Source organism: Bacillus sp. FSL M8-0256 (assembly GCF_038005765.1).
Taxonomy (GTDB): Bacteria; Bacillota; Bacilli; order Bacillales; family Bacillaceae; genus Bacillus; species Bacillus safensis.
In genome coordinates, this window is the sequence record NZ_JBBOTU010000001.1 from 788,788 (window position 1) to 811,572 (window position 22,785).

Sequence of the window (22,785 nt, forward strand, 5' to 3'; positions counted from 1 at the left end):
TGAATCAGAATGAACTTTGAAACGGTAATTGGACTTGAAGTCCACGTAGAGCTAAAAACACAATCGAAAATTTTCTCAAGCTCGCCGACACCTTTTGGTGCAGCTGCCAACACGCAAACAAGTGTCATCGACCTTGGATATCCTGGCGTATTGCCTGTACTGAACAAAGAAGCGGTGAACTTTGCGATGAAAGCGGCCATGGCGCTGAACTGTGAAATCGCAACAGATACAAAATTTGACCGTAAAAACTACTTCTATCCTGATAACCCAAAGGCGTATCAAATTTCTCAATTTGATAAACCGATCGGTGAAAACGGCTGGATTGAAATTGAAGTAGAAGGCATAACAAAACGAATCGGTATTACGCGTCTTCATTTGGAAGAGGATGCTGGGAAACTGACGCACACAGGCGACGGTTACTCACTCGTCGATTTCAACCGTCAAGGCACACCGCTAGTTGAAATCGTATCTGAGCCAGATATTCGCACACCAGAAGAAGCGTATGCTTACTTAGAAAAATTAAAATCCATTATTCAATATACAGGCGTTTCTGACTGTAAAATGGAAGAAGGCTCACTTCGCTGTGATGCCAACATTTCTCTTCGCCCAATCGGCCGTGAAGAGTTTGGTACAAAGACAGAGCTCAAAAACTTGAACTCATTCGCTTTCGTACAAAAAGGCCTTGAATTCGAAGAAAAGCGTCAAGAGCAAGTATTGCTTTCTGGCGGCTTGATCGAACAGGAAACCCGCCGTTATGACGAAGCGTCTAAAAAAACGATCCTTATGCGTGTCAAAGAGGGATCTGATGATTACCGCTACTTCCCAGAACCAGATTTGGTGGAACTGTACATTGATGACGAGTGGAAAGAACGCGTAAGAGCATCGATTCCAGAGCTTCCAGACGAGCGCCGCAAACGCTATATCGATGAGCTTGGACTGCCTGCATACGATGCAATGGTACTCACGCTGACGAAAGAAATGTCTGATTTCTTTGAAGCGACCATTTCAGAAGGTGCAGAAGCGAAGCAAGCATCGAACTGGCTCATGGGTGAAGTGTCTGCTTACTTAAACTCTGCTCAAAAAGAGCTGGACGATACAAAGCTAACTCCGCAAGGACTTGCTGGCATGATCAAGCTCATTGAAAAAGGAACAATTTCCTCAAAGATTGCGAAAAAGGTATTCAAAGAGCTCATTGAAAATGGGGGAGATGCAGAAACAATCGTCAAAGAAAAAGGACTTGTCCAAATTTCTGACGAAGGTGCGCTGCTTAAACTTGTTACAGAAGCACTTGATAACAACCCGCAATCCATTGAAGACTTTAAAAATGGTAAAGACCGCGCGATTGGCTTCTTAGTCGGACAAATCATGAAAGCATCGAAGGGCCAAGCTAACCCACCGATGGTGAACAAGATTCTCCTTGAAGAAATCAAAAAGCGCTAAATCGCAAAAAACCGCCTTATGTAATAGGCGGTTTTTTTTTGCTTGAAATGACAGGGTCTTATCATAGATTCAGACCACCGCCGTATATCAATTTAGAGAATCTTTTCTTATAATGAAGCATAAGCGAAAGTGCACATTCGAAGGGGAAAGGTGAGCTAAATCGAAAACAGCACGTCATGTTACTGAAGAAACAGCTTCAATTGCTCAACTGCTCTAAGAACAGCAGGGTCCTCACACTTTTCTAAATTCGTCAGCATCCCTTGGATGACTGGCTTACGAGGTTCAGCTTTAGCCAGCTCTTCTTCAATCACTTCAATGGATACAACAGTATCATCTGAAAGCAGATGCTCAAGCTTTAACGAACGTAGCTCCTCTTGAAGGGAAGCAGCACTCGGCGCTTCATCATCCCAAATGGTTTGCTTCAAAATCGGTTTCGTCTGAGAACGAAGCAAGCCGTGGACCAGATCATCAAACCGTTCGAGTATAAAGGATGAGAGCTCATCAAATGATAATTGCATTTGATCCTGTAAAAGCAGAACCTGCACATATGATTGGATAATGCCTTGGATCATGACTGACAGGTCAGTTACATATGGTTCGATCTCCTGTCCATAAGTGGTCAAGATGGAAATTTGAATTTCATCGTTCATTTGCTTTTTCACAGTTTTTGAATACTTTTTAATCTGCTGGTTTTCCGGAATAATGTTCTCGCTGAGGATCAGAATGATAAAATCCTTGTTCTCAGCAAAATGCTGGAACTGTTCAGCGATTTGTTTCTGAAAGATCTCTCTCGGCGCGAGATGCTGATTCTCTTTTCGAATCATTTCGATAGTTTGCATCGAAGTGTCGATATAATATTCAAACGCTCGGTTGAAAAGCTGTTCTTTTGATTTGAAATGTAAATAAAATGCGCCTTTTGATATTCCGCATTCATCTGCAATTTCCTGAATGGTCGTAGAAGAAAAACCCTTTTTCGCAAACAATTGGATGCTTGCTTTAATGATTTTTTCTTTTTTTTCGTTCATGAAATAAGGCCCCTTCAGCTTTAGAATGTTACGTCAAACGCAAGTGAAATGGTTGACGGCATTGTATATCACCGTTTATTATGATATAGAATGACCAGTCAGTCAATACATAAAGGAAAATGGAGGATATAATGAATTCGATCATCAATTTTGTATTAAAGAATAAGTTCGCTGTATGGCTCATGACGATTATCGTAACAGTTGCTGGTCTATATGCCGGATTGAATATGAAACAAGAATCAATCCCGAATATCAACACGCCAGTCATTACGGTTTCTACAACGTACCCTGGCGCAACGCCGGACGAAGTATCAGATAAGGTGACAGATCCAATTGAAAAATCGATTCAAAACCTCAATGGGGTCAGCGTGGTCACTTCTAATTCATTTGAAAATGCATCATCCATTCAAATCGAGTACGATTACAACAAAGACATGGATGAAGCAAAAAAGGAAATTGAAGATGCGATTAGCAATATCGATTTCCCTGAAAATGCAGAAAAACCTAAAATCGCACGCTTTAGTATTAATGCGATTCCAATCCTAGCCCTAAGTGTCTCTGGTGATAAAGAATCATTACAAGACCTTACACAAAAAGTAGAAAATGATCTCGTTCCTTCACTTCAAGGATTAGACGGTGTTTCTTCTGTCGAAACTTCAGGACAGCAAATCAAAGAAGTAGAATTTTCGTTTAAACAAAAGAAATTGAAAGAATACGGTCTAGATGAAGATACCGTCCAAAACATGATCAAAGGCTCTGATGTGAATGTACCACTAGGTCTATACACATTTGGCAACAAACAAAAATCAGTTGTCGTGGACGGCAATATTTTAAGCGTCAAAGATTTGAAAAACATGCGCATTCCAGTCACACCAAGTGCAGGCGGCAGTGCGGGAAGCGCTGGAGCTGGTGCACCTTCTAACGGTTCAGAAAACCAAGGTGCGGAGCAGCAGGCTGGAAGTGCAAGTCAGCAGCAAGCAGGTGGAGGTGCAGCAAGCAGTCAATCTGTAGAGCTGCCGACGATCAAGCTATCTGAGATAGCAGATATTAAAGTCGTAAAAAATGCTGAATCGATCTCTAGAACGAATGGAAAAGACAGTATCGGTCTGCAAATTGTTAAAGGCTCTGATGCCAACACAGTGAGTGTAGCAGAAGAAGTGACAAAAGAGCTTGAGAAATTCAAAAAAGACAACAAAGGTATTAATGTAAGCACCACATATGATCAAGCAGAGCCGATTAAAGAGTCTGTCAGCACAATGCTGAACAAGGCGATCATCGGAGCGATCTTTGCGATCATTATCATTCTATTGTTCCTGAGAGATATCAAATCAACATTAATCTCGGTCATTTCCATACCGTTATCTCTGTTGATTGCTGTTTTAATATTAAATCAGCTGGATATCACATTAAATATTATGACACTTGGTGCCATGACCGTCGCCATCGGGCGTGTTGTCGATGACTCGATAGTGGTCATAGAAAACATCTATCGACGAATGGCGTTAAAGGATGAACCGTTAAAAGGCAAGGCACTCGTCAGAGAAGCCACAAAAGAAATGTTTATCCCAATCATGTCTTCGACGATTGTGACAATTGCGGTATTCTTACCGTTAGCATTAGTAGGTGGAATGATTGGTGAACTATTCATCCCATTTGCCTTAACGATTGTGTTTGCGTTACTTGCTTCACTGCTTGTCGCTATTACAATTGTTCCAATGATGGCACACACTCTATTTAAAAAGAACCTGTACGGCACAGCGAAAAAGGTAAAAGAACATAAACCAAGCAAGCTTGCTGGCGGTTATAGACGTGTACTTAATTGGACACTCAACCATAAATGGATCACATCAGGAATTGCCATTCTTATGCTTGTCGGAAGCTTATTCTTAGCACCACTTGTCGGTGTCAGCTTCTTACCACAGGAAGCAGAGAAAACGGCCATGGTGACATATACACCTGAACCTGGACAAACGAGAGAGCAAGCAATTGATGAAACGAAAAAAGCTGAAGAATATTTGATGAAACGGGATCATGTCAATACAGTTCAGTATTCACTAGGCTCTTCAAATGCTATGACCGCAAGTGTTGGCGGTAACTCTAACGGTGCGTTATTCTTCGTACAATATGATGATGACACGCCAAACTTTGATAAAGAAAAAGACCGCGTGGTCAAAGCTCTTCAAGACAAAGCGTCTAAAGGGGAATGGAAATCACAAAACTTCTCATCTGCTGGTGCAAATAATACCGTGACATACTATGTGTACGGGGACAAAGCAAGTGATATTGAAGGCACAGTAAAAGATGTTGAGAACATCTTAAAAGATGAGAAAAACCTGAAAAATGTCAGCACAAGCTTATCTGAGAAATACGACGAATATACGTTTAATGCAGATCAAGAAAAACTGGCGAAACTAGGTCTAACTGCTTCACAAATCGCTCAAGCGATTGCACCTCAAAATAGTGAAACAACACTGACGAAAGTCACAGAGGACGGCAAAGAACTTGATGTGAAGCTTCAAACGGAAAAAGATGAATATAAGAGCAAAAAAGATTTAGAAAACAAAAAGATCACTACACCAACAGGGCAAGAAGTCCGAATTGGTGATGTCGTCAAAGTAAAAGATGGTACGACAGCAAATACGGTGACAAAACGTGATGGAAAAATCTACGCAGAAGTGTCTGGTGACATGACAACAGACGACGTCTCAAGTGTAACGCAGGATGTTCAGAAGAAAGTCGACAAGCTTGATCTAAAATCTGGCGTAACGATTGACACAGGCGGCGTAAGTGCGGATATCCAAGAATCCTTTACACAGCTTGGCCTTGCAATGCTTGCAGCGATTGCCATTGTGTATCTCGTTCTCGTCATCACATTTGGCGGAGGTCTTGCACCATTTGCGATTCTTTTCTCACTGCCATTTACGATTATTGGTGCGCTGCTTGGATTGTTTATAGCAAAAGAAACCATCAGCTTAAATGCCATGATTGGATTGCTCATGCTGATCGGTATCGTTGTAACTAATGCCATTGTCTTGATTGACCGAGTGATTCATAAAGAACAAGAAGGTCTCTCAACAAGAGAAGCGTTACTTGAAGCAGGTACAACAAGATTACGTCCAATCTTAATGACGGCACTTGCGACAATTGGTGCACTGCTGCCACTCGCATTAGGATTTGAAGGCGGAAGCCAAATCGTATCAAAAGGACTTGGTGTTACCGTAATTGGCGGTTTAACAAGTTCTACGCTTCTCACATTGGTTATCGTTCCAATCGTGTATGAAATGTTAAGCAAGTTTAGACGTAAGAAAAAGTACGCAGAAGAAGAGTAAGAGGAAGCCCCGCCAATGAGCGGGGCTTTTTTATTTTGAAATCTGACAAACAGCTTTTCTCATAAGCTCTTCAAATGCGTGGAAAAAGGCATCACGATCGACATGGTCAATCACTTGAATTGATTTTCCATCTGGATGCTCTTCAGTGCGACCTTGTCTAGGCGTTTCGGTATAAACGATTGCGTTCACTTCTTTTGAGCGAGTAAATGATGAGGAAGCAAGAGTGATCGTTGTCAGCACGTCCCATAAGTAGTAAGTCGAGTTCGTTTCATGATGAATGAGCGGCGGACAAAAGGCGTAGCACTGTCCGATAAAATCTATTCCAATATGAGAACGAAGAGAAGCCCAGCGCTGACGTACATCAAGTGTAAGCGGGACTTGATTTGTACTTTCAAGCGCGACCATTTCAATAGGAAACGGTTCCTGAAAGACAGTGCTGACAGCATAAGGGTCCCAAAAGGCATTCCATTCTGCTGTCCCATCATGCTCGGGTTCTTCAACATTGCCTTTTTCAAGGAACGTGCCGCCCATCCACACCAATTTCTCAATTTTATTAGAGATCGAAGGATCTTCTTCTAAAGCGCGTGCAAGATCTGTGAGCGGACCAGTAAAGAGCAGGGTGACAGGTTCTTTTGCCTTCTTAACCGTTTCAATCAAGTGAAGGTGTGCTGGCAGCTTGGACACTTTTGTATCAACAGTACCTTTTTCATTTAAAATTGGCAGAGCATCTACATAAAAAGCATGCATACGCCACTCCTTTGGAAATGGATTGACGCCTCTAGAAGTTGAAGCAGCAACTTCAATTTCATAAGGACTAAAGCGATCAATGATTTTTTGAGATGCACTGAGAGCAGGCTCTAAATAACAATCAGCAGGAATCACAGACATTCCGATGACTTTCACATGTTCCATTTGAAGGAGAAGAAATAAAGAGACGAGGTCATCAACACCGCCGTCATGATTAAAATAGACAGGCTTTTTCATCGCATATCATCCTTTACAGCGTTTTCTTTTATCTTATCAGAATGCTTTCTTGCTGAGGGAGATTGGCTAGGAGATTTCACATAATTAGGTGGTTGTTTTGTTGCCATTTTCAAATCTCATAGTATAATTAAAGGTTGTTAGTGGTGAAAATAGATTGCATAATGAATATAGGATGATGATGAATGAAACGTGCTCGAATTATATACAATCCGACATCTGGGCGTGAACTCTTCAAGAAGAATTTACCGCAGGTTTTGCAAAAATTTGAACAAGCTGGCTATGAAACTTCTTGTCATGCGACGACATGTGCAGGAGATGCCACGCAAGCAGCAGAAAAAGCCGCACAGAGAGATTTTGATTTAATTGTAGCAGCAGGTGGAGACGGCACGATCAATGAAGTCGTCAACGGACTAGCACCGCTTGAAAAAAGACCGAAACTAGGAATTATTCCAGTTGGAACGACAAATGACTTCGCAAGAGCACTTGGCATTCCACGAGAAGGTGTTTTAAAAGCGACAGATGCCATTATTGAGGGTGTAGCGAAGCCGCTTGATATCGGTAAAGTCAATGGCCATTATTTTATTAATATTGCTGGCGGCGGCCGGTTAACAGAGCTCACCTATGAGGTGCCTAGTAAGCTGAAGACCATGCTTGGACAGCTTGCTTATTATTTAAAAGGCATGGAGATGCTTCCTTCTATCCGCCCGACAGAAGTCGAAATTGAATATGACGGCAAATTGTTTCATGGAGAAATCATGCTGTTTCTTGTTTCACTCACAAACTCAGTAGGCGGCTTTGAAAAACTAGCGCCAGATTCCATTTTAGATGATGGGATGTTTGACCTGATCATTCTAAAGAAGGTCAATTTAGCAGAAGCCATTCGAGTGGTCAGCCTTGCACTCAGAGGCGAGCATATTCATGATAACAATGTCATCTACGCAAAAGCGAATCGCGTGAAGGTAGATGTAAAAGATAAAATGCAATTGAATTTAGATGGTGAATACGGCGGCATGCTGCCAGGTGAATTTGAAAACCTGTATCGCCATATTGAATTTATTGTGCCAAAAGCAACAGCTGAAAAAATAGGGTGAAGACTGAACTTGGTTCCTTATGGCGGCCAAGTTTTTCTTTGCAAATGAGGTGATAAAGTTGGTGAAAATGAAACCGCCTGTTGAAAAGAATGAATACTACAATGTAACCTTCGAAGACTTAACGCATGAAGGTGCAGGTGTAGCGAAAATTGAAGGATTCCCTGTCTTTGTACCGAATGCCCTTCCTGACGAACAAGGGAAAATCAAAGTCACACGAGTCAAAAAAGGATTTGCTTTTGGACGACTCATGGAGCTGACAAAGGAAAGTCAGCACAGGCAAGATGCGCCATGTCCCATTTACAAACAGTGCGGCGGCTGTCAAATTCAGCATATGAGCTATGAAGGCCAGCTGCTATTCAAACAGAAACAAGTAAAGGACGTTTTAGAGCGGATCGGCAAGCTTGATATGAGCCGTGTAAAAGTTCATCCTGTACTCGGCATGGAAGACCCTTGGAATTACCGAAACAAAGCACAAGTTCCAGTTGGCGAACGAGAAGGCGGACTTGTTGCAGGTTTTTATCAGCAGCGTACCCATGAAATCATTGATATGGAAAAATGTTTGATTCAACAGTCAGAAAACGACGAAGTGGTACAGGCAGTAAAAGACATATGCAATGCGTTTGGCATCAAAGCATATAACGAAGAGCGGCACAAAGGCTGGCTGCGTCATGTGATGGTTCGCTACGGCATTGCAACAGGTGAAATGATGATTGTGTTTGTTACTAGAACAGCTGACTTTCCGCAAAAGCAGCAGGTGATTGAGCAGATTATAGCACGCTTCCCACATATTCGGTCAATTGTACAAAACGTGAATTCAAAGAAAACAAATGTCATTTTCGGAGACGAAACAACCGTTTTATGGGGCGAAGAATACATTTATGACACGATTGGCGACATCAAATTTGCCATTTCGGCCCGCTCATTTTATCAAGTGAATCCAGCCCAAACAAAGGTGCTTTATGACAAAGCGCTTGAATATGCAGAGCTGCAAGGCGAAGAAACCGTCATCGATGCTTACTGCGGAATCGGTACGATTTCCTTATTTCTCGCACAAAAAGCAGGCAGAGTATATGGCGTTGAAATTGTCCCAGAAGCAATTGAAGATGCAAAACGCAATGCTGCCTTAAACGGAATCGATAACGTTGAATTCGCAGTTGGGGAAGCTGAAACAGTCATCCCAAACTGGTACAAAGAAGGCATCAAAGCAGACACGCTAGTTGTCGATCCGCCTAGAAAAGGCTGTGACGAAGCACTGCTTGACACCATTTTAAAGATGAAACCAAACCGTGTTGTTTATGTTTCCTGTAATCCAGGTACGCTTGCTCGTGATTTGCGCATTCTTGAAGATGGCGGGTATGTGACAGAGGAAGTGCAGCCTGTGGATATGTTTCCGCATACGAGTCATGTGGAGGCTATAGCGTTGATACAAAGGAAAATTATGTAGAAATCCTTAACTTCACAGCGTTTTATAAACAAGCACACTTTTTACTAAATGGTGAAAATGGACGGAAAAAAGTGATGAGAAACCATTTTGAAGTTTTAACGGGAAGTGAACTGGTGTGTGAGAACGCAATAGAATAAGACAAGAAGATGATACCACGACTGCAGTTGAAAATGATTGTGGTCGTCGTTTTGTATTTTTAAATGTATTTATCGTTCCAATCAGGTTTGCAGATGATATTTTTGATAATAATAATATTGGTCTGTTGACAATTGTATTAATGATTATATGGAATTGACAAAAAATAGAATTTTATATAGATTTTACATCGCTATTGGCTATGTTAGATTTTAAATATTAATGTCTAAATACCTTTATTAGAGTATATTTGATCAAGTCCAACTTTATTTTTACATTCAAATATTAAAAAATGTTTAGATATCTGTTATAACCATCTCCTTAATGAATCACTTACATAGAATAAATATAATCTACAATACAAGCTTCAAAAACATTGGGAATTTATATAATGAGTATTGGAGTATATAAATTCCCAATCAGTTATATTTTAAGAGAAGAAAATTAATTTCAGTTCCTTTTCATCAGAATTCCCTTCAATTAAACTAGGATTTTATTATTAATTAAGTCTTTATTTTCCAGTATATGTTTCACATTTCTATACTTTAAATCGTTTGGATTTTTTACTAATCCATTTTCAAATGCTTTAACTAAATCAAGTACAGCATCTTTTATATCATATTGAGGTGAGAAGTTAAATGTGTTTTTAATCTTTTCAGACGAAATATGATAAGATCTATGATCATTGTTTTCTGTTATTTCAATTTTAATCTTATCAGGACCGAGTACTGATTTTATTAAATTAGCTATTTCAATAACTTTATAATTTTGAAAACCTGCATTAAATACTTGGTTGTGAATCTTTTCCTTTGGTGCATCTGTTAATAAAAGATATATATTGACTAAATCATCTATATGGATGTTCGGTCGTTTTTGTTCTCCACCATAAACTACAATTTTATTATTTGCAATGGCATGATGGGTTAAAATATTCACAGTTAAATCTAATCTAAGCCTTGGTGCGTACCCACATACTGTAGCAGGTCTTAAAGAAACCGGACTGAAGTCTTCAGAAGTTTGCTTGTGAAGAAATTCTTCTAAATCCGCTTTATACTTAGCATAAAGGGTAATAGGCTCTAGTTTTGACGACTCAGTAACATTTTTTTCATCCTTAATTCCATATACACTTGCGGAAGATGCATTAATAAATCTTGCAACCCTATTTTTTTTAGCTTCTTTTATTATATTTATACCTGCATCTAAATTAATACTTCTTGTCAACTTTTCATCTAAATCACAACTAGGGTCATTAGAAAGGCACCCTAAATGAATAACTATATCAATGCCTTGCATGCATTTTTTAATTATACTACTGTTTCTCAAATCACCTTTGATTAATTCTAATTTGTCAGTTTTTAATTTTTTAAAGATATTATCGTCAAACAGAAACCAATCCAATACTCTTACATGAAATCCTTTTTCTAAAAGCTTGGGAACCAACTTGCTACCAATATATCCGGCGCCTCCAGTTACAAGTATTTTCATAACCATTCCTCCATATTTAAAATATTATTATATCTTATAGATTTTTCCTTATCCAAATACATTTCATCACCATTAATGTTGAAAATTATAAATCTCGAATCATTTATTTCTTCTGGAGTAATGTGGATTATATCTTGTTTTACTATAAAACTAAAAAAGTTACCTCTCCAATTTATTTTTAGTGATAACTCCTCCCAAAATTCAGGTAAATTAGGGTTGAAGAATAAAATGTCATCAATAGGTTTTATACCTAGGAATCCTTCTAGTAAAACTAACAATCCTCCAGCATTTCCAGCAAGGTGTATACCATTTATATAATTTTCTTTAGGAGTGAAGTCTAAATTAAATCGGACACTATTTAGAAAGTAATCATAAGCTTTATCCATATTATTGACATCAATAGCTATTAAAGCTGAATGGCTAGTGCTAAGAGATGATTCATGAATTGTTCTATTTTCATAGTATTCAAAATTCTTTAATTTTGTTTTATGTGAAAATTTTTCTCTAAATAACGACATTAACATTATAACATCTGATTGCTTTATTATTTTATTATCATTATTTAGTAATTTTCTAGCAATTACTTTTATTTTCCCTTCAATAATTGGTCTTTTATTTTCATCATATTTTGTAATTATTGCATCTGTTAAGTCGAAATAGTTATCAAATTGTTCAATTATATCATTCTCAACCTTGGGAAATTTAATTTTATGAATCTTTTGTTTCCATTCATAAATATCATTTCTATTTAATGAATATTCTTCCATAACATTTTTTGTTTCATTAAAATTGAATCTATTAATTAAAGAGATGGAAAGTTCAAGTGTTTCTTTGATCATATAATTAGTAAAATAGCTATTATTTACATGCATATGGTACTCATCAGGACCTGTTACTTCTTTAATCTCGTAATAATCTTTTTGAGCATTATATTCTAGAATATCGTTATAATACTTGGAAACCTCAATTAATATTGGAAGCCCCTTTTTTAATAAAAATTCATTATCTTTACTATACAGATAGTATTTGTATATTGCATGAACACACAGAGCTCCTATAAATTTCGATTCTCTGCCAGTCCATTCTTCAATTTCAACCATGTTAATAAGATCATAAAACTTCTCAGGACCAGCAGGGTTTCCAAAAGGGTCTGATTGTTCTGGAAACCTTGCACCAACTTTTCCGTTAGATTTTGCAAAATTTTGAGCTGCGGTTAATCCATTAAACCTAAAAGTTAAAAGTGATCTCGCAATGTTAGGATCAAAATATGTAAAATAAGGAACGCAATAAATCTCAGTATTGAAGAAAAAATGACCTTGATGATACTCGCTTGTCAGACCTCTACTTGGTATATTGGTTCCATTATTTAATGGATATACAGCTTGTAATAGATGAAAAATACTAAATAAAACTCCTTGTTGCGCTTTTTTGTCACCCTTTATATTAATCTTGTATAAATCCCACTTCTGTTCCCAGATATCATAGTGTTCCAATAATACGTCACTAAATTTAATAGAAGTAATATCATTCATTTCATTTAGAACAGATGTTTTAAGATCCTTAACATTATCACTTTCGTTGTAGAAAGATACATACTTGACAAAATTATAAACTCCTGAATTATTTGATTTGAATGTAATTTCTTCTCCTATTCTATATTTCTCTTTTAAAAACCTCCTTGAGGAGCTTTCATTAGTTTGGAATTCGTGAGCAAGTCCTATTTTTTGTTTAGAGGATATTGTTTCGAACTCGACGTAGAGAACATTTTCATCATAAAAAGTATTTGTATGCTTAATATGTTGGGTTTTAACATGTGTGTTTGCAGAACCTCCCATATAAGTATTTCCTTGACAAAAGTTGAAAAATGTTCTTATTGTAATATCAGAGGCATGATTTTCTGCTGTTATTTTCCCAAAGAGCAATGAATTGTGGTATCTCTTAGCATGTACTAAATCAGTTTTTTCAATTATGGTTATTCTATCATCACAATCCTTAATTTTCATGTAAGTACTAACTATACCAAGTTTCATATTTAATTGCCGTTTAAAATTAAGTATATTAATTGCATTAAGATTAATTTTTTTATTATTAATAAGAATTTCAAAGTCTAACCAATTGGGTGCGTTTACAATTTCATTATTAGTCACTAAAGAATTCTCATAAATGTTAGCAAAGAAAACACCGGGTAATGCCGTTTCTGATTCGAAATCTAACGTATTTCTTACACCTACATAGCCATTAGATAAAGAAAATATAGTTTCGTAATAGCTATCTTTGCTTTCTTCATAGATACCTTGGATTATTGACCACATTGTTTTTCCTCCTTTACTATTAAATGAATATACAAATTATGGTTTGATTATAACATTTAGAATTGAAATGTCAAAATATTTGATGTATTATGATTTTAAAGAAAAAGATAATAAATAGAAAAATAGGAAATATTAGGGAATGGAGGGGCAAAACTAGTGAGAATACCTTATGTAAATCTCGGTAAAGATTATGAATCTATAAAAGAAGAAATATTAGATTCAATTGAAAGCGTTCTATCAAAAGGGGATTTTATTTTAGGAGAAGAAGTGCAAAAGTTTGAGAATGCCATATCTCAAGAAGTTGGAGCCAAATATGCTGTTGGTGTCAATAGTGGTACAGATGCCTTGATTTTGACTTTAAGAGCATGTGGAATAGGTAAAGGAGATGAAGTAATAACTGTAGCTAATTCTTTTATTGCCACTGTTGCAGCAATTGAAATGGTCCAAGCGACTCCAGTATTAGTTGATGTATTAGAAAACCAGAATATAAATTATGAACTAATTGAAGAAAATATAACAAGTAAAACAAAAGCAATCATTCCTGTTCATCTTGGCGGTAGGCCAGCCCGAATGGATAAAATTACCGAGATTGCTGATGAATACAATTTAGTTGTTATTGAAGACTGTTCTCAAGCTATTAAAGCAAAATTCAAGTCCAAATATGTAGGGACTTTTGGTTTAGCAGGATGTTTCAGTTTGCATCCACTGAAAAATTTAGGAGCCTGTGGTGACGCTGGAGTAATAGTAACAAGTGATAAGAAATTATACGAAGAATTAATATTACTAAGAAATCACGGTCTCAAAAATAGAAACGAATGTGAACTGTGGGGATATAATTCAAGATTAGATGAAATACAAGCAGCAATTCTTAACGTAAAACTTAAATATCTTGAAAAATGGACTCAGCAGAGAAGAGAAAATGCGAAATATTATATTGATAATTTAAAGGAATTACCTATAGTATTACCGATAGAATCTGAGGAAGAATATGCAGTCTACCATGCCTTCGTTATACAGACAAGTTACCGGGATGAACTACAAGAGCATTTAATAGACATAGGGATTGATGCAAAAGTACATTATCCCATTCCCATACATCAACAGGATGCCGCACATCAAAGATTTAAACCACAAAGCTTACAGATAACAGAAAAACAGACTTCCCAAATACTATCACTTCCTGTTAATCCAACTTTAGATAAAAATCATCTTGATTTAATAATTACAGAAATCAAAAATTTTATTAATAATAAATTGGAGGTAGTACAATGAATGAGCAAATTTTAAAGAATAACGATGTACTGAAGGAACGAGCAAATAATGTTTTAGTTGGGGGAGTTTCCGCTGCTTGGAATTATCTAAAAGAAAAAGGACCAGTTTATTTTAGAAGTGGGGAGGGGGCACATATTAGAGATGTTGATGGTAACGAATATATTGATTATCTTATAGGCTGGGGATCACTGTTTTTAGGTCATAATCCTAAAGTCATTAGAGATGCGCTGGAAAAATCTATTCGGACAGGTTTTGGTTTTCAATATGAGAGTGAATATCACATCGAATTAGCTGAACTTATAACTGATATAATTCCTTGTGCCGAAAAAGTAAGATTATGTAATTCTGGAACTGAAGCTACAATGAATGCAATAAGATTAGCAAGAATTAAAACGAAAAAGAAAAAAATAATTAAATTTGAAGGGCATTTTCATGGTCAACATGATTATTTGTTGTACGCGATGGACACATCACCGAAACTTGGTGAAATCCGGGAACTAGGAGATATTAAACCAATTCCAGGTTCTGAAGGGATTCCAGATGATTTAGAGGATATGGTTATACCGTTACCTTTTAATGATAAAGAAGCATTTTTAGTAGCAATTGAAAAGAATAGAGGAGAGATAGCTGGAATCATATTAGAACCCATTATGTTGAATGTTGGATGCGTTTATCCAGAACAAGAGTTTCTTGAACTACTGAGGGAGGTAAGTACTAAAGAAGACATTGTTCTTATTTTCGATGAGGTACTCACTGGGTTTAGGGTAGCTCTCGGAGGAGCACAAGAATTATATAAAGTAACACCAGATTTAGCATGTTATGGTAAGGCTTTTGGGTGTGGAATGCCTATTGCAGCATTGGCTGGTAAAAAAGAGTTTATGGATGAACTAGAGCCGGTTGGTAAGGGCCAAATGAGTGGGACAAATACTGGTAGGCTAATGAGTGTATTAGGAACTCTAGAAGTTCTGCGTGAACTACAAAAACCTGACACATATCATAAGAGTAATCAATTAAGTAAAATTATGATAGATGGTCTGAAAAGTTTAGTGGAAAACTATTCAATCCCCTGCATAGTTCAAGGTAAAGGCGGTAGAATTGGTATTCATTTTGGTTTAGAATCTTCACCTAAAAATTATAGAGAAATTGTAGAGAATTTTAATAGTGAATATACTTTAGCTTGTTATAGAAAAGCAATGGACGAGAAGAATTTATTTGGATTCTTTTTGCCATTGAGTAATTGTCCTGAGCCCATAACCCTTAGCTTAGCTCATACTGAAAAGGATATTTATGAGACACTTACACGGGTGGAAGATATATTTAAAAGTACTCCATATACTAAAAATACACTTGATATAAAGTGATAAGGAGGAAATAGATTAAAAATGAATAAAATTAAGACCATATCTCAATTAAAATATATAGCAGAAAAAGAAAGAGAAAAAAAACACAAAATAGTACTTTGTCATGGGTGTTTCGACCTTCTTCATATTGGACATTTAAGACATTTAAAAGCCGCAAGGAAGTTCGGTGATATTCTTATTGTAACAATAACAAAAGACGAATTTGTAAATAAAGGTAAAGGTAGACCTGCTTTTACAGAAAAATATAGAACCGAAATGCTTGCATCTTTGGAAATAGTTGATTATGTGGGGATTAATGAGTGGCCATCTGCTGTCAATAGTTTATACGATATTAGACCCGATTATTTTGTTAAAGGCTCTGATTATAGAAATAGAGGAGAGTATACAAATCCAAATATCTATAAAGAAGAAGAAGTTTGCGCAAATATAGGAACCATTATTAAGTATACGGATGAACTTACAAGTTCATCTACAAAGTTAATAAATGAATATTTTACTCTGCAAGAAATTTAAAAAGAAAACAACACTGAATATAGAATAGTAGAACACTATCCTATATTCAGTGTAAGGAAAGGAGAGTAAAAATGAAAAAAAATTCTACCATTATATTTGATTTAGATGGGGTTATTGTTGATACACATCCACTCCATATTAAGGCATGGAAGAAAATGTGTTCGTCAGCTTTAAAAAAAGACTTAACAAAATCTCTTGAGTTTAAATTACGTGGTCTAGGAAGAAAGGAATCTTTAAATTTAATCTTGGAACAAGTCTCCTATAATATTTCCGAAACAGAGAAAAAAAACTTAGCCGACTTAAAAAACAGTTATTATAAAAAACTTATAAAGTCTATTGATACAAATGATTTACTAGAAGGAGCCCTAGATACTTTAATTTATTTAAAAGAGAACAATTATAAAATCGCATTAGGATCATCTAGTGCAAATGCGAAATCTATAGTTGAGCAATTAAAAATAAATCACTACTTCGACTATATAGTTAACCCAGTCTCTCTTAAGAGTAAACCCGCTCCTGATATATTTATTAAGGCAGCTGAAAAATTGAATGAGTTACCTGAGAGATGCTTAGTTATTGAAGATTCAATAACTGGTGTACAAGCAGCTAATAAAGCAGGTATGTCAGTTTTAGCTATAGGAGATTGGAGAAATTTTAAGAATAATAAAGTTATTGGGGTAGTCAACACATTAAACCAATGGGATTTTAATAAAATGACCTATCTTAGCGGTGTAACTAGTTAATCTATATGGATTTTGAGGAGTATATAATGACAAAGAAAATTAGAATCTTATTTATGGCTCACTTTGCCTCCGAGCTTTCTAATACATTAGTGATATTTGTCCTTTCTGTAATACTCTATCAACAAACCGGATCGGCTTTAATAATTTCGTACTTATGGATTTGTTATGTAACTGCTAGTATTATCTCTCATATAATTATGGGTCCTATTATAGATAAGGTTAATAGAAAATATGTAATGTTATTATCTGAATGGGGAAGAGCACTTGTTTTTATTGTGCTTTTAATACTTTTTTATTATGGATATGTAAATACATTGATAATAATATCTTCGGCTTTTTTTGTAGGATTTCTAGAGCCTCTATTTCATCCGTCATGCCTTTCGTATATATCTAAAATGGTTAAAAGAGAAAATCTAAAAAAAATCAATTCCCGCCTTGAAATTATAGCACAAATCGGAACAATTGCTGGTCCGGGTATAGGCGGAGTTTTAGTAAGTATGACAAATGAGTACTATACGTTAGGATTTATGATTTTAATGTTAATAATATCAGGTGTTTTCGTTTCTATGCTACCCGATAATAGTAGTGATGTTGAAGTACAAAAAAAATGGATTGAGGATTTAATTGTAGGTTGGCGTTTCTTTATAGATCAAAAAATTCTTGTCTGGCTTGGTGTGCTTATTCTTACCGTCAATACTGCTTTTGGAGCAATTCAACCTTTATTTCTACCTTACATTAACGAAGTTTTAAATAAGGGGGATTTTGAATATGGCCTAACGAATACTGTTATTGCTTGTGGAATGATAACAGGATCACTTATAGTAAGTATCAATTTTTTAAAAAATAAAACCAGGATTGCAATGTTAAGTTCATTAGCATTATCAGGGATGACGTTTATCCTTATGGGGTTAAACGATATTTTCTATTTATTTTTAACAGGTACGTTTTTTAATGGTGTTTTTGTTTCTATATTTAACATTAATAACACTTACCTTTATCAAACTTTAATTCCTCATAATTTAGTTGGAAGAGTGTTTGCAATAAGAGGATTGGTTGCAATTACAGGATTACCAATTGGGGCGTTTATAGGAGGTATTTTGACAGAGTTGATCCAAATAAATCTAGTTTTTATTATAATGGGATTAACAATTATTATACCATCTATATTATTTCTATTTTTAAATCCACTCTTCAATATTAACGAACTAGATATCCCTAAAGGAGAGAAAGGCTGAATCATGTTTTAGTTTTCGGTGATCAATTAGTTTTTTAGAATATTTAAAAAAAGAAAGAGTTAAATATACAGCAATATTATCTAAAGATGATAGTTAAGGGGGAACTATTTGAAAAATGCTGAAATAGTAAATTTCTAATTAAAAAATGATTACCTAAATAAAATTAAATACTTAAGTAATGCTAGAGAGATTAAAAATGTAAAGAAAGTATTATTGGAAGTAATACCTTACTGTTATCAAGATAGTAATTCATTTGATCGTAAAGGATATGCAATAATGTAGATATAAGCGAAGAAGATAGTGAAGAAGTCTGAAGTAAAATATGTAATTGAATTTGATATACAAAAGGAGAGGTAAAATGTTAAGAAGAGCGTTGGTAAGTGATATACCGAATATGATAGAAATAGTAGTAAAAAATGATAAAAAAATAGAACTGGATGCGGAAGAAGAAATTATAGAAATCTTCCATAATAAACATGGCGAATTTTTCATATATGAACAAAATAATAATGTTGCAGGTTTCATGGGATACAAAGCAAAAAAATGGGGAGGAGATGATATATATTGGGCTATTTGGTTATATGTAGATCCGATGTATAAGAGAAAAGGTATAGGTACTGCACTATATAATAAAATAGAAGAAGAAATTAAAATAAAAGGTGGGAGGAAAATATATATAGATGTAGGAAATGAGGACAGCCATAAAGAGGCTATAAACTTTCATAAAAAAAATGGGTATGAATTAGAGGCTATACTAAAAGACTTTTGGGAAGAGGGAGAACATTGCTTGTTATATACAAAAAAAATAGTTTGAAGGTGTTTAAATGAGTTGTGTCACCAGTAGTATTATAAATAAAATAGATTGGTCTAACAATTTATATTTGGAACTGGATGAAATCTTTTTTGGTGAGTATGCAACGAATTTAGATGAGGTGGAGGAGATTTCTTCTGGCACAAATCTACTGTCACCTCCAACTGTTATTACTAACTCTATTAAAGATATTGGTGATAAAGGTGAAAAAATAAATTACTATTCAAGTCCATTAGGACAAGATACTTTAAGAGAATCAATTAAGCTCTTTGAAAGAGTTCTTTCGGATTTCAACATGCCGGAAAGTTATAGGTGTGTCGTTACTAGTGGTGCGGCAGATGGACTAAGGATTGTATTTGATTTCTTGAAAAAAAGAGGGTTGGATAAGGTGTTAACTCTTGGGCCACAGTACTCAATAGTATACCAATCTATTAATCTGGCAGGATTAAGCTTTATAGAATCCTCAGGTTGTGAAGAGAAATTTTTGCCAAATCCAAAGAGTATTAATTCAATAATTAATACCAGGATTATAGATATAATATTTTTAACTCAACCTAATAATCCAACTGGAGAGATGTATAGCGAAAAGGAATTCAAGGAAATTGTGGCGTTGTGTAAAAAAAATGATATTTTTTTAGTTTATGAGAAGTTGGGATCAGATATTCAAATTGACAAATATAATTTTAATAATTATTACGGGAAAATTTTATCGCAAGAAAATTTTTGGAATAACACAATAATTATTGATAGCTTTTCTAAGAGAAGGTCAATTAGTGGATTGCGATTAGGATATATTTTAGGTGATAAGGATCTGGAGTCTTTTGCAAATCTTATAAGATTTGGAGACTGTCCTCCTTTAATCGGGAATGACGGAGTTTGTATGGACTTGATAGTATCTTCTATTATTCACTTGAGGGAAAAGTACGTATGTTCTGTTGATGAAGCTCTTGGGATTATGCAAAGGAAAGTTGATTTAGCTAAATTTAAGGACTTTATTACAAAGCCCTCATTAATCCAAATTATTGAGAAGCATTATGAAGAAATTGAATTCATGTATAAAACGATAAATAACAATTTAACAGAATTTCAAAACAAATTAAATAATTATATAGAGGGTATTACTTCCATGGATGGAGGCTCTAATTGTCTCGTAGCATTTAAAAATAAAGGATTAACTGAAAAAGAAAATGCATTATTTTTATATGAACAGGGAAGAATAATTTCATATCCTTTGGGTTGTTTTTTTACAGATCAATCCATCTCCAAAAATATATCAGATAAGTTTTGGTTTAGGCTTTCTACTGCAATTTATCCAGAACAATTTAAAGAAATAATAGTTAGATTGAAAAAAACTCTAGACGGAGGTTAAAAATGAACAATGTAAAGTTACAAGAACTATATTCTGATGAGATCATGAATAGGGATTTAATAAAAGAAAATTTTTTAGATTTAAATATAATTAGTTCTTATAAAGCTTCTTATGAAAGTTTAATTGACTTAGGAAAAAATAACCGAGCTGATATTTTAAGAGCATACTCAACTGAAAAACATGAAAAGTATATCAATAATGGTTTCATTGCTAAACCAAGTTGGGTTATTTGGCTACTAGAAAACAAAAAATTTAATAATGTTAATGAATATGTTACGGTTTTAAATAAAAAAGATAGGCATTCTATTAGAAAAGCTATTAAATTGCTTAATAATAACCCGAATTTTAAATTAGTAGTTGAGGATGAAATAAAGGAAGAGAATCTCAAAAAATTTTACGATTTATATAAGAGCAATATAGCATCAATGCAAAATGGTGTAAATCTACTTAAAAATGATTATAAGGAATTTTTATTAAAAAAAGATAGATATAAAGGTATTTACTTTTATTTAGGTGAAACTTTAATTGGTGGAGTACTGTGTATAAAAAAAAGTAATATGTTAAGAGCAATTTATTTGGCAACATTAAAATTCAATATAAATGTTAATGTTTCCCGTTATCTATATTATACTTTAATTAGAATATCAATCGAAGATGGTTATGAATTTACTAGTTTAGGTGCAGATCCAACATTATATGGACATATGGTATCCACTGGATTATTTCATATAAAAAGGAAAATGGGGTTTAAACCTTTACCTTCAAAATATATGGGAGAAGACAGTCTAGATCTATATGAAAAGGTTCTAAATATAGAAAAATTCAACGGTCTAGCTATGTCTTTAGCATATGAAAATAATGATTTATCATCAAAAAAATTAGATTGTTATATCTTTTCCAGTTCTCGTTTAACTGAGGGGGAAAAAAATAAATTTCGCTCTAGTTTTTTTACGAATGTATTCTTTCAGGAGGAAGAGGATTTATATGAAGAAATTATTGATTCTAGATTGGAGTTATAATTGGAGGTTTTATATAACAAACGCATTAGAACAATTAGACTGTAAAGTATACTTAGTACTGGAAGAAAATAGACGAACTCCAGAATCTGTAGTAGATAAATTAATAATTAAAGATTTATATCTAGAACCCTTAAAGCACAAAAGAGAAATAACTTCATTCATAGAAGAGAAAGGAATTGATTATATTTTTACCACAGAAGATGAGTTGGTTGAACTAGCTGCAACGATTGCAAAGGAGAAAGGATTTATAACATGTCCTCCTGAGATTGTATCGTTGTGTATGAATAAGTGGGAAGTTAGAAAAAAACTAGAAGATAACAAAATGCCTATGCCCTTCTATACAAAAGTGAGTTCTTTTAATGATCTCAAAAAAATTACGGAACAAAATACGTATCCTTTAGTAATCAAGCCTATAGATGGTAATTTCTCTAATGGAGCTGTTAAAATTGATGATAATACATCAATTAAAGAAGCGTGGGATTTTGCATATAAAGGTACTTTGAATTCTCCAAGTGGTTCAAGGGAATTAATTTTAGAAGAATATGTCTCTGATGATAACAAGTTAATAAGCTGTGAAGCAATCATTGTCAATGATAGGATAGATATTATTGGTCTAACTGAAGAGAGACAAATAAAAATACGTGGAAAGCATATTCAAAAGTTTATTTATGATTTACTAGTTGTACCTGCTCAAATAGATGAAAACATTCAATTGAAAATTTGTGATGAAACAAAGGAGATTATTAACATTTTAGGGTTAAAAAATTGCGTTGTACATGTTGAATTTAAAATTAAAGATGGAGAACCAAGATTTATTGAATTAAACCCTAGGATGGCTGGAGGCTTTGTACCTGAATTATATAGACTTGCATTCGGAATAGATTTAGCCAAAATTGCTTTAAAGATTGCTTTTGGCGAAAAAATATATGAGCAAGAGCTTAAAAAGAAACACAGTAAAGTTTCCTGTGTGAAATTTATACTGCCTAATGCTGATGGGGTGATAGAGAATATTACTTACGATAAAAGTGTTTTATTAAAAAACAATATCGATAAATTTAATTTGGTATTAAATAAAGGAGATAAGTTTGTTTTTGGGGAGCTTTTTGGGGTTGGTTATGTCATAACTACTGGATATAATACAGACATTGCTGTTCAGCAAGCTGTAAAAGTTTCAAATAATATTAAAGTTGTAATGGAAAGCGATTAGTATCTGATAG

At 34.8% G+C, this 22,785-nt stretch carries 17 protein-coding genes; 13 read left to right on the plus strand and 4 right to left on the minus strand.

The annotated features are described in order from the left end of the window. Positions 1-9: 9 nt before the first annotated feature. Positions 10-1,440 (plus strand): Asp-tRNA(Asn)/Glu-tRNA(Gln) amidotransferase subunit GatB, encoded by a 1,431-nt coding sequence (gene gatB, locus NSQ76_RS03890; protein WP_341052545.1) that lies wholly within the window; start codon positions 10-12, stop codon positions 1,438-1,440. Between the two features lie 179 nt (positions 1,441-1,619). Here gatB and NSQ76_RS03895 read toward each other — a convergent pair whose 3' ends face one another. Then, on the minus strand, positions 1,620-2,465 hold the full coding sequence (locus NSQ76_RS03895; protein ID WP_025092652.1) for a TetR/AcrR family transcriptional regulator: 846 nt from the start codon (positions 2,463-2,465) through the stop codon (positions 1,620-1,622). Between the two features lie 131 nt (positions 2,466-2,596). Between NSQ76_RS03895 and NSQ76_RS03900 the strand changes: the two genes are divergently transcribed. Beyond that, complete coding sequence (locus NSQ76_RS03900) at positions 2,597-5,794, plus strand: efflux RND transporter permease subunit (RefSeq protein ID WP_341052548.1); 3,198 nt, start codon at positions 2,597-2,599, stop codon at positions 5,792-5,794. A gap of 30 nt (positions 5,795-5,824) precedes the next feature. On the opposite strand, the gene NSQ76_RS03905 is transcribed toward NSQ76_RS03900, so the two are convergent. Continuing rightward, positions 5,825-6,778 carry a nucleoside hydrolase gene (locus NSQ76_RS03905; protein ID WP_034623068.1) on the minus strand — a complete coding sequence of 318 codons (954 nt, stop codon included), beginning with the start codon at positions 6,776-6,778 and terminating at the stop codon, positions 5,825-5,827. A 182-nt stretch (positions 6,779-6,960) separates the two neighbouring features. Here NSQ76_RS03905 and NSQ76_RS03910 point away from each other — a divergent pair, with 182 nt between their 5' ends. Together NSQ76_RS03910 and rlmD are read left to right on the plus strand one after the other, a co-directional pair. Then, complete coding sequence (locus NSQ76_RS03910; protein ID WP_024424554.1) at positions 6,961-7,869, plus strand: diacylglycerol kinase; 909 nt, start codon at positions 6,961-6,963, stop codon at positions 7,867-7,869. Between the two features lie 61 nt (positions 7,870-7,930). Further along, entirely contained in the window at positions 7,931-9,313 is a 1,383-nt protein-coding gene (gene rlmD, locus NSQ76_RS03915) for a 23S rRNA (uracil(1939)-C(5))-methyltransferase RlmD (protein ID WP_341052553.1), read from the plus strand. A gap of 615 nt (positions 9,314-9,928) precedes the next feature. Here the strand turns inward: rlmD and NSQ76_RS03920 are convergent. Together NSQ76_RS03920 and NSQ76_RS03925 are read right to left on the minus strand one after the other, a co-directional pair. Then, complete coding sequence (locus NSQ76_RS03920; RefSeq protein ID WP_268416023.1) at positions 9,929-10,933, minus strand: NAD-dependent epimerase/dehydratase family protein; 1,005 nt, start codon at positions 10,931-10,933, stop codon at positions 9,929-9,931. After that, positions 10,930-13,245: a glycosyl hydrolase family 65 protein gene (locus tag NSQ76_RS03925; protein WP_341052557.1), complete on the minus strand. Its 2,316-nt coding sequence runs from the start codon at positions 13,243-13,245 to the stop codon at positions 10,930-10,932. The genes NSQ76_RS03920 and NSQ76_RS03925 overlap by 4 nt, the downstream gene beginning before the upstream one ends. Positions 13,246-13,401: 156 nt before the next feature. Here NSQ76_RS03925 and NSQ76_RS03930 point away from each other — a divergent pair, with 156 nt between their 5' ends. The 9 genes from NSQ76_RS03930 (at position 13,402) to NSQ76_RS03970 (ending at position 22,775) form a co-directional block, all read left to right on the plus strand. Beyond that, positions 13,402-14,517 (plus strand): DegT/DnrJ/EryC1/StrS family aminotransferase, encoded by a 1,116-nt coding sequence (locus NSQ76_RS03930; protein WP_341052559.1) that lies wholly within the window; start codon positions 13,402-13,404, stop codon positions 14,515-14,517. After that, positions 14,514-15,878 (plus strand): aspartate aminotransferase family protein, encoded by a 1,365-nt coding sequence (locus NSQ76_RS03935; RefSeq protein ID WP_268416019.1) that lies wholly within the window; start codon positions 14,514-14,516, stop codon positions 15,876-15,878. Before NSQ76_RS03930 ends, NSQ76_RS03935 begins: the two co-directional genes overlap by 4 nt. 21 nt (positions 15,879-15,899) lie before the next feature. Beyond that, entirely contained in the window at positions 15,900-16,391 is a 492-nt protein-coding gene (locus tag NSQ76_RS03940; RefSeq protein WP_341052562.1) for an adenylyltransferase/cytidyltransferase family protein, read from the plus strand. A gap of 71 nt (positions 16,392-16,462) precedes the next feature. Then, positions 16,463-17,134: a beta-phosphoglucomutase gene (pgmB, locus tag NSQ76_RS03945; protein WP_268416016.1), complete on the plus strand. Its 672-nt coding sequence runs from the start codon at positions 16,463-16,465 to the stop codon at positions 17,132-17,134. Between the two features lie 26 nt (positions 17,135-17,160). After that, positions 17,161-18,369 carry an MFS transporter gene (locus NSQ76_RS03950; RefSeq protein WP_268416014.1) on the plus strand — a complete coding sequence of 403 codons (1,209 nt, stop codon included), beginning with the start codon at positions 17,161-17,163 and terminating at the stop codon, positions 18,367-18,369. Positions 18,370-18,727: 358 nt separating this feature from the next. Further along, positions 18,728-19,183: a GNAT family N-acetyltransferase gene (locus NSQ76_RS03955; protein WP_268416013.1), complete on the plus strand. Its 456-nt coding sequence runs from the start codon at positions 18,728-18,730 to the stop codon at positions 19,181-19,183. Positions 19,184-19,193: 10 nt separating this feature from the next. Beyond that, the gene (locus tag NSQ76_RS03960) at positions 19,194-20,549 is read left to right on the plus strand and encodes a pyridoxal phosphate-dependent aminotransferase (RefSeq protein ID WP_341052567.1); all 1,356 of its coding nucleotides are present in this window, start codon (positions 19,194-19,196) and stop codon (positions 20,547-20,549) included. 2 nt (positions 20,550-20,551) lie between these two features. After that, entirely contained in the window at positions 20,552-21,568 is a 1,017-nt protein-coding gene (locus NSQ76_RS03965; RefSeq protein WP_268416011.1) for a peptidogalycan biosysnthesis protein, read from the plus strand. Next, positions 21,534-22,775: an ATP-grasp domain-containing protein gene (locus tag NSQ76_RS03970; protein ID WP_268416010.1), complete on the plus strand. Its 1,242-nt coding sequence runs from the start codon at positions 21,534-21,536 to the stop codon at positions 22,773-22,775. Before NSQ76_RS03965 ends, NSQ76_RS03970 begins: the two co-directional genes overlap by 35 nt. The last annotated feature ends 10 nt before the right edge of the window (positions 22,776-22,785 follow it).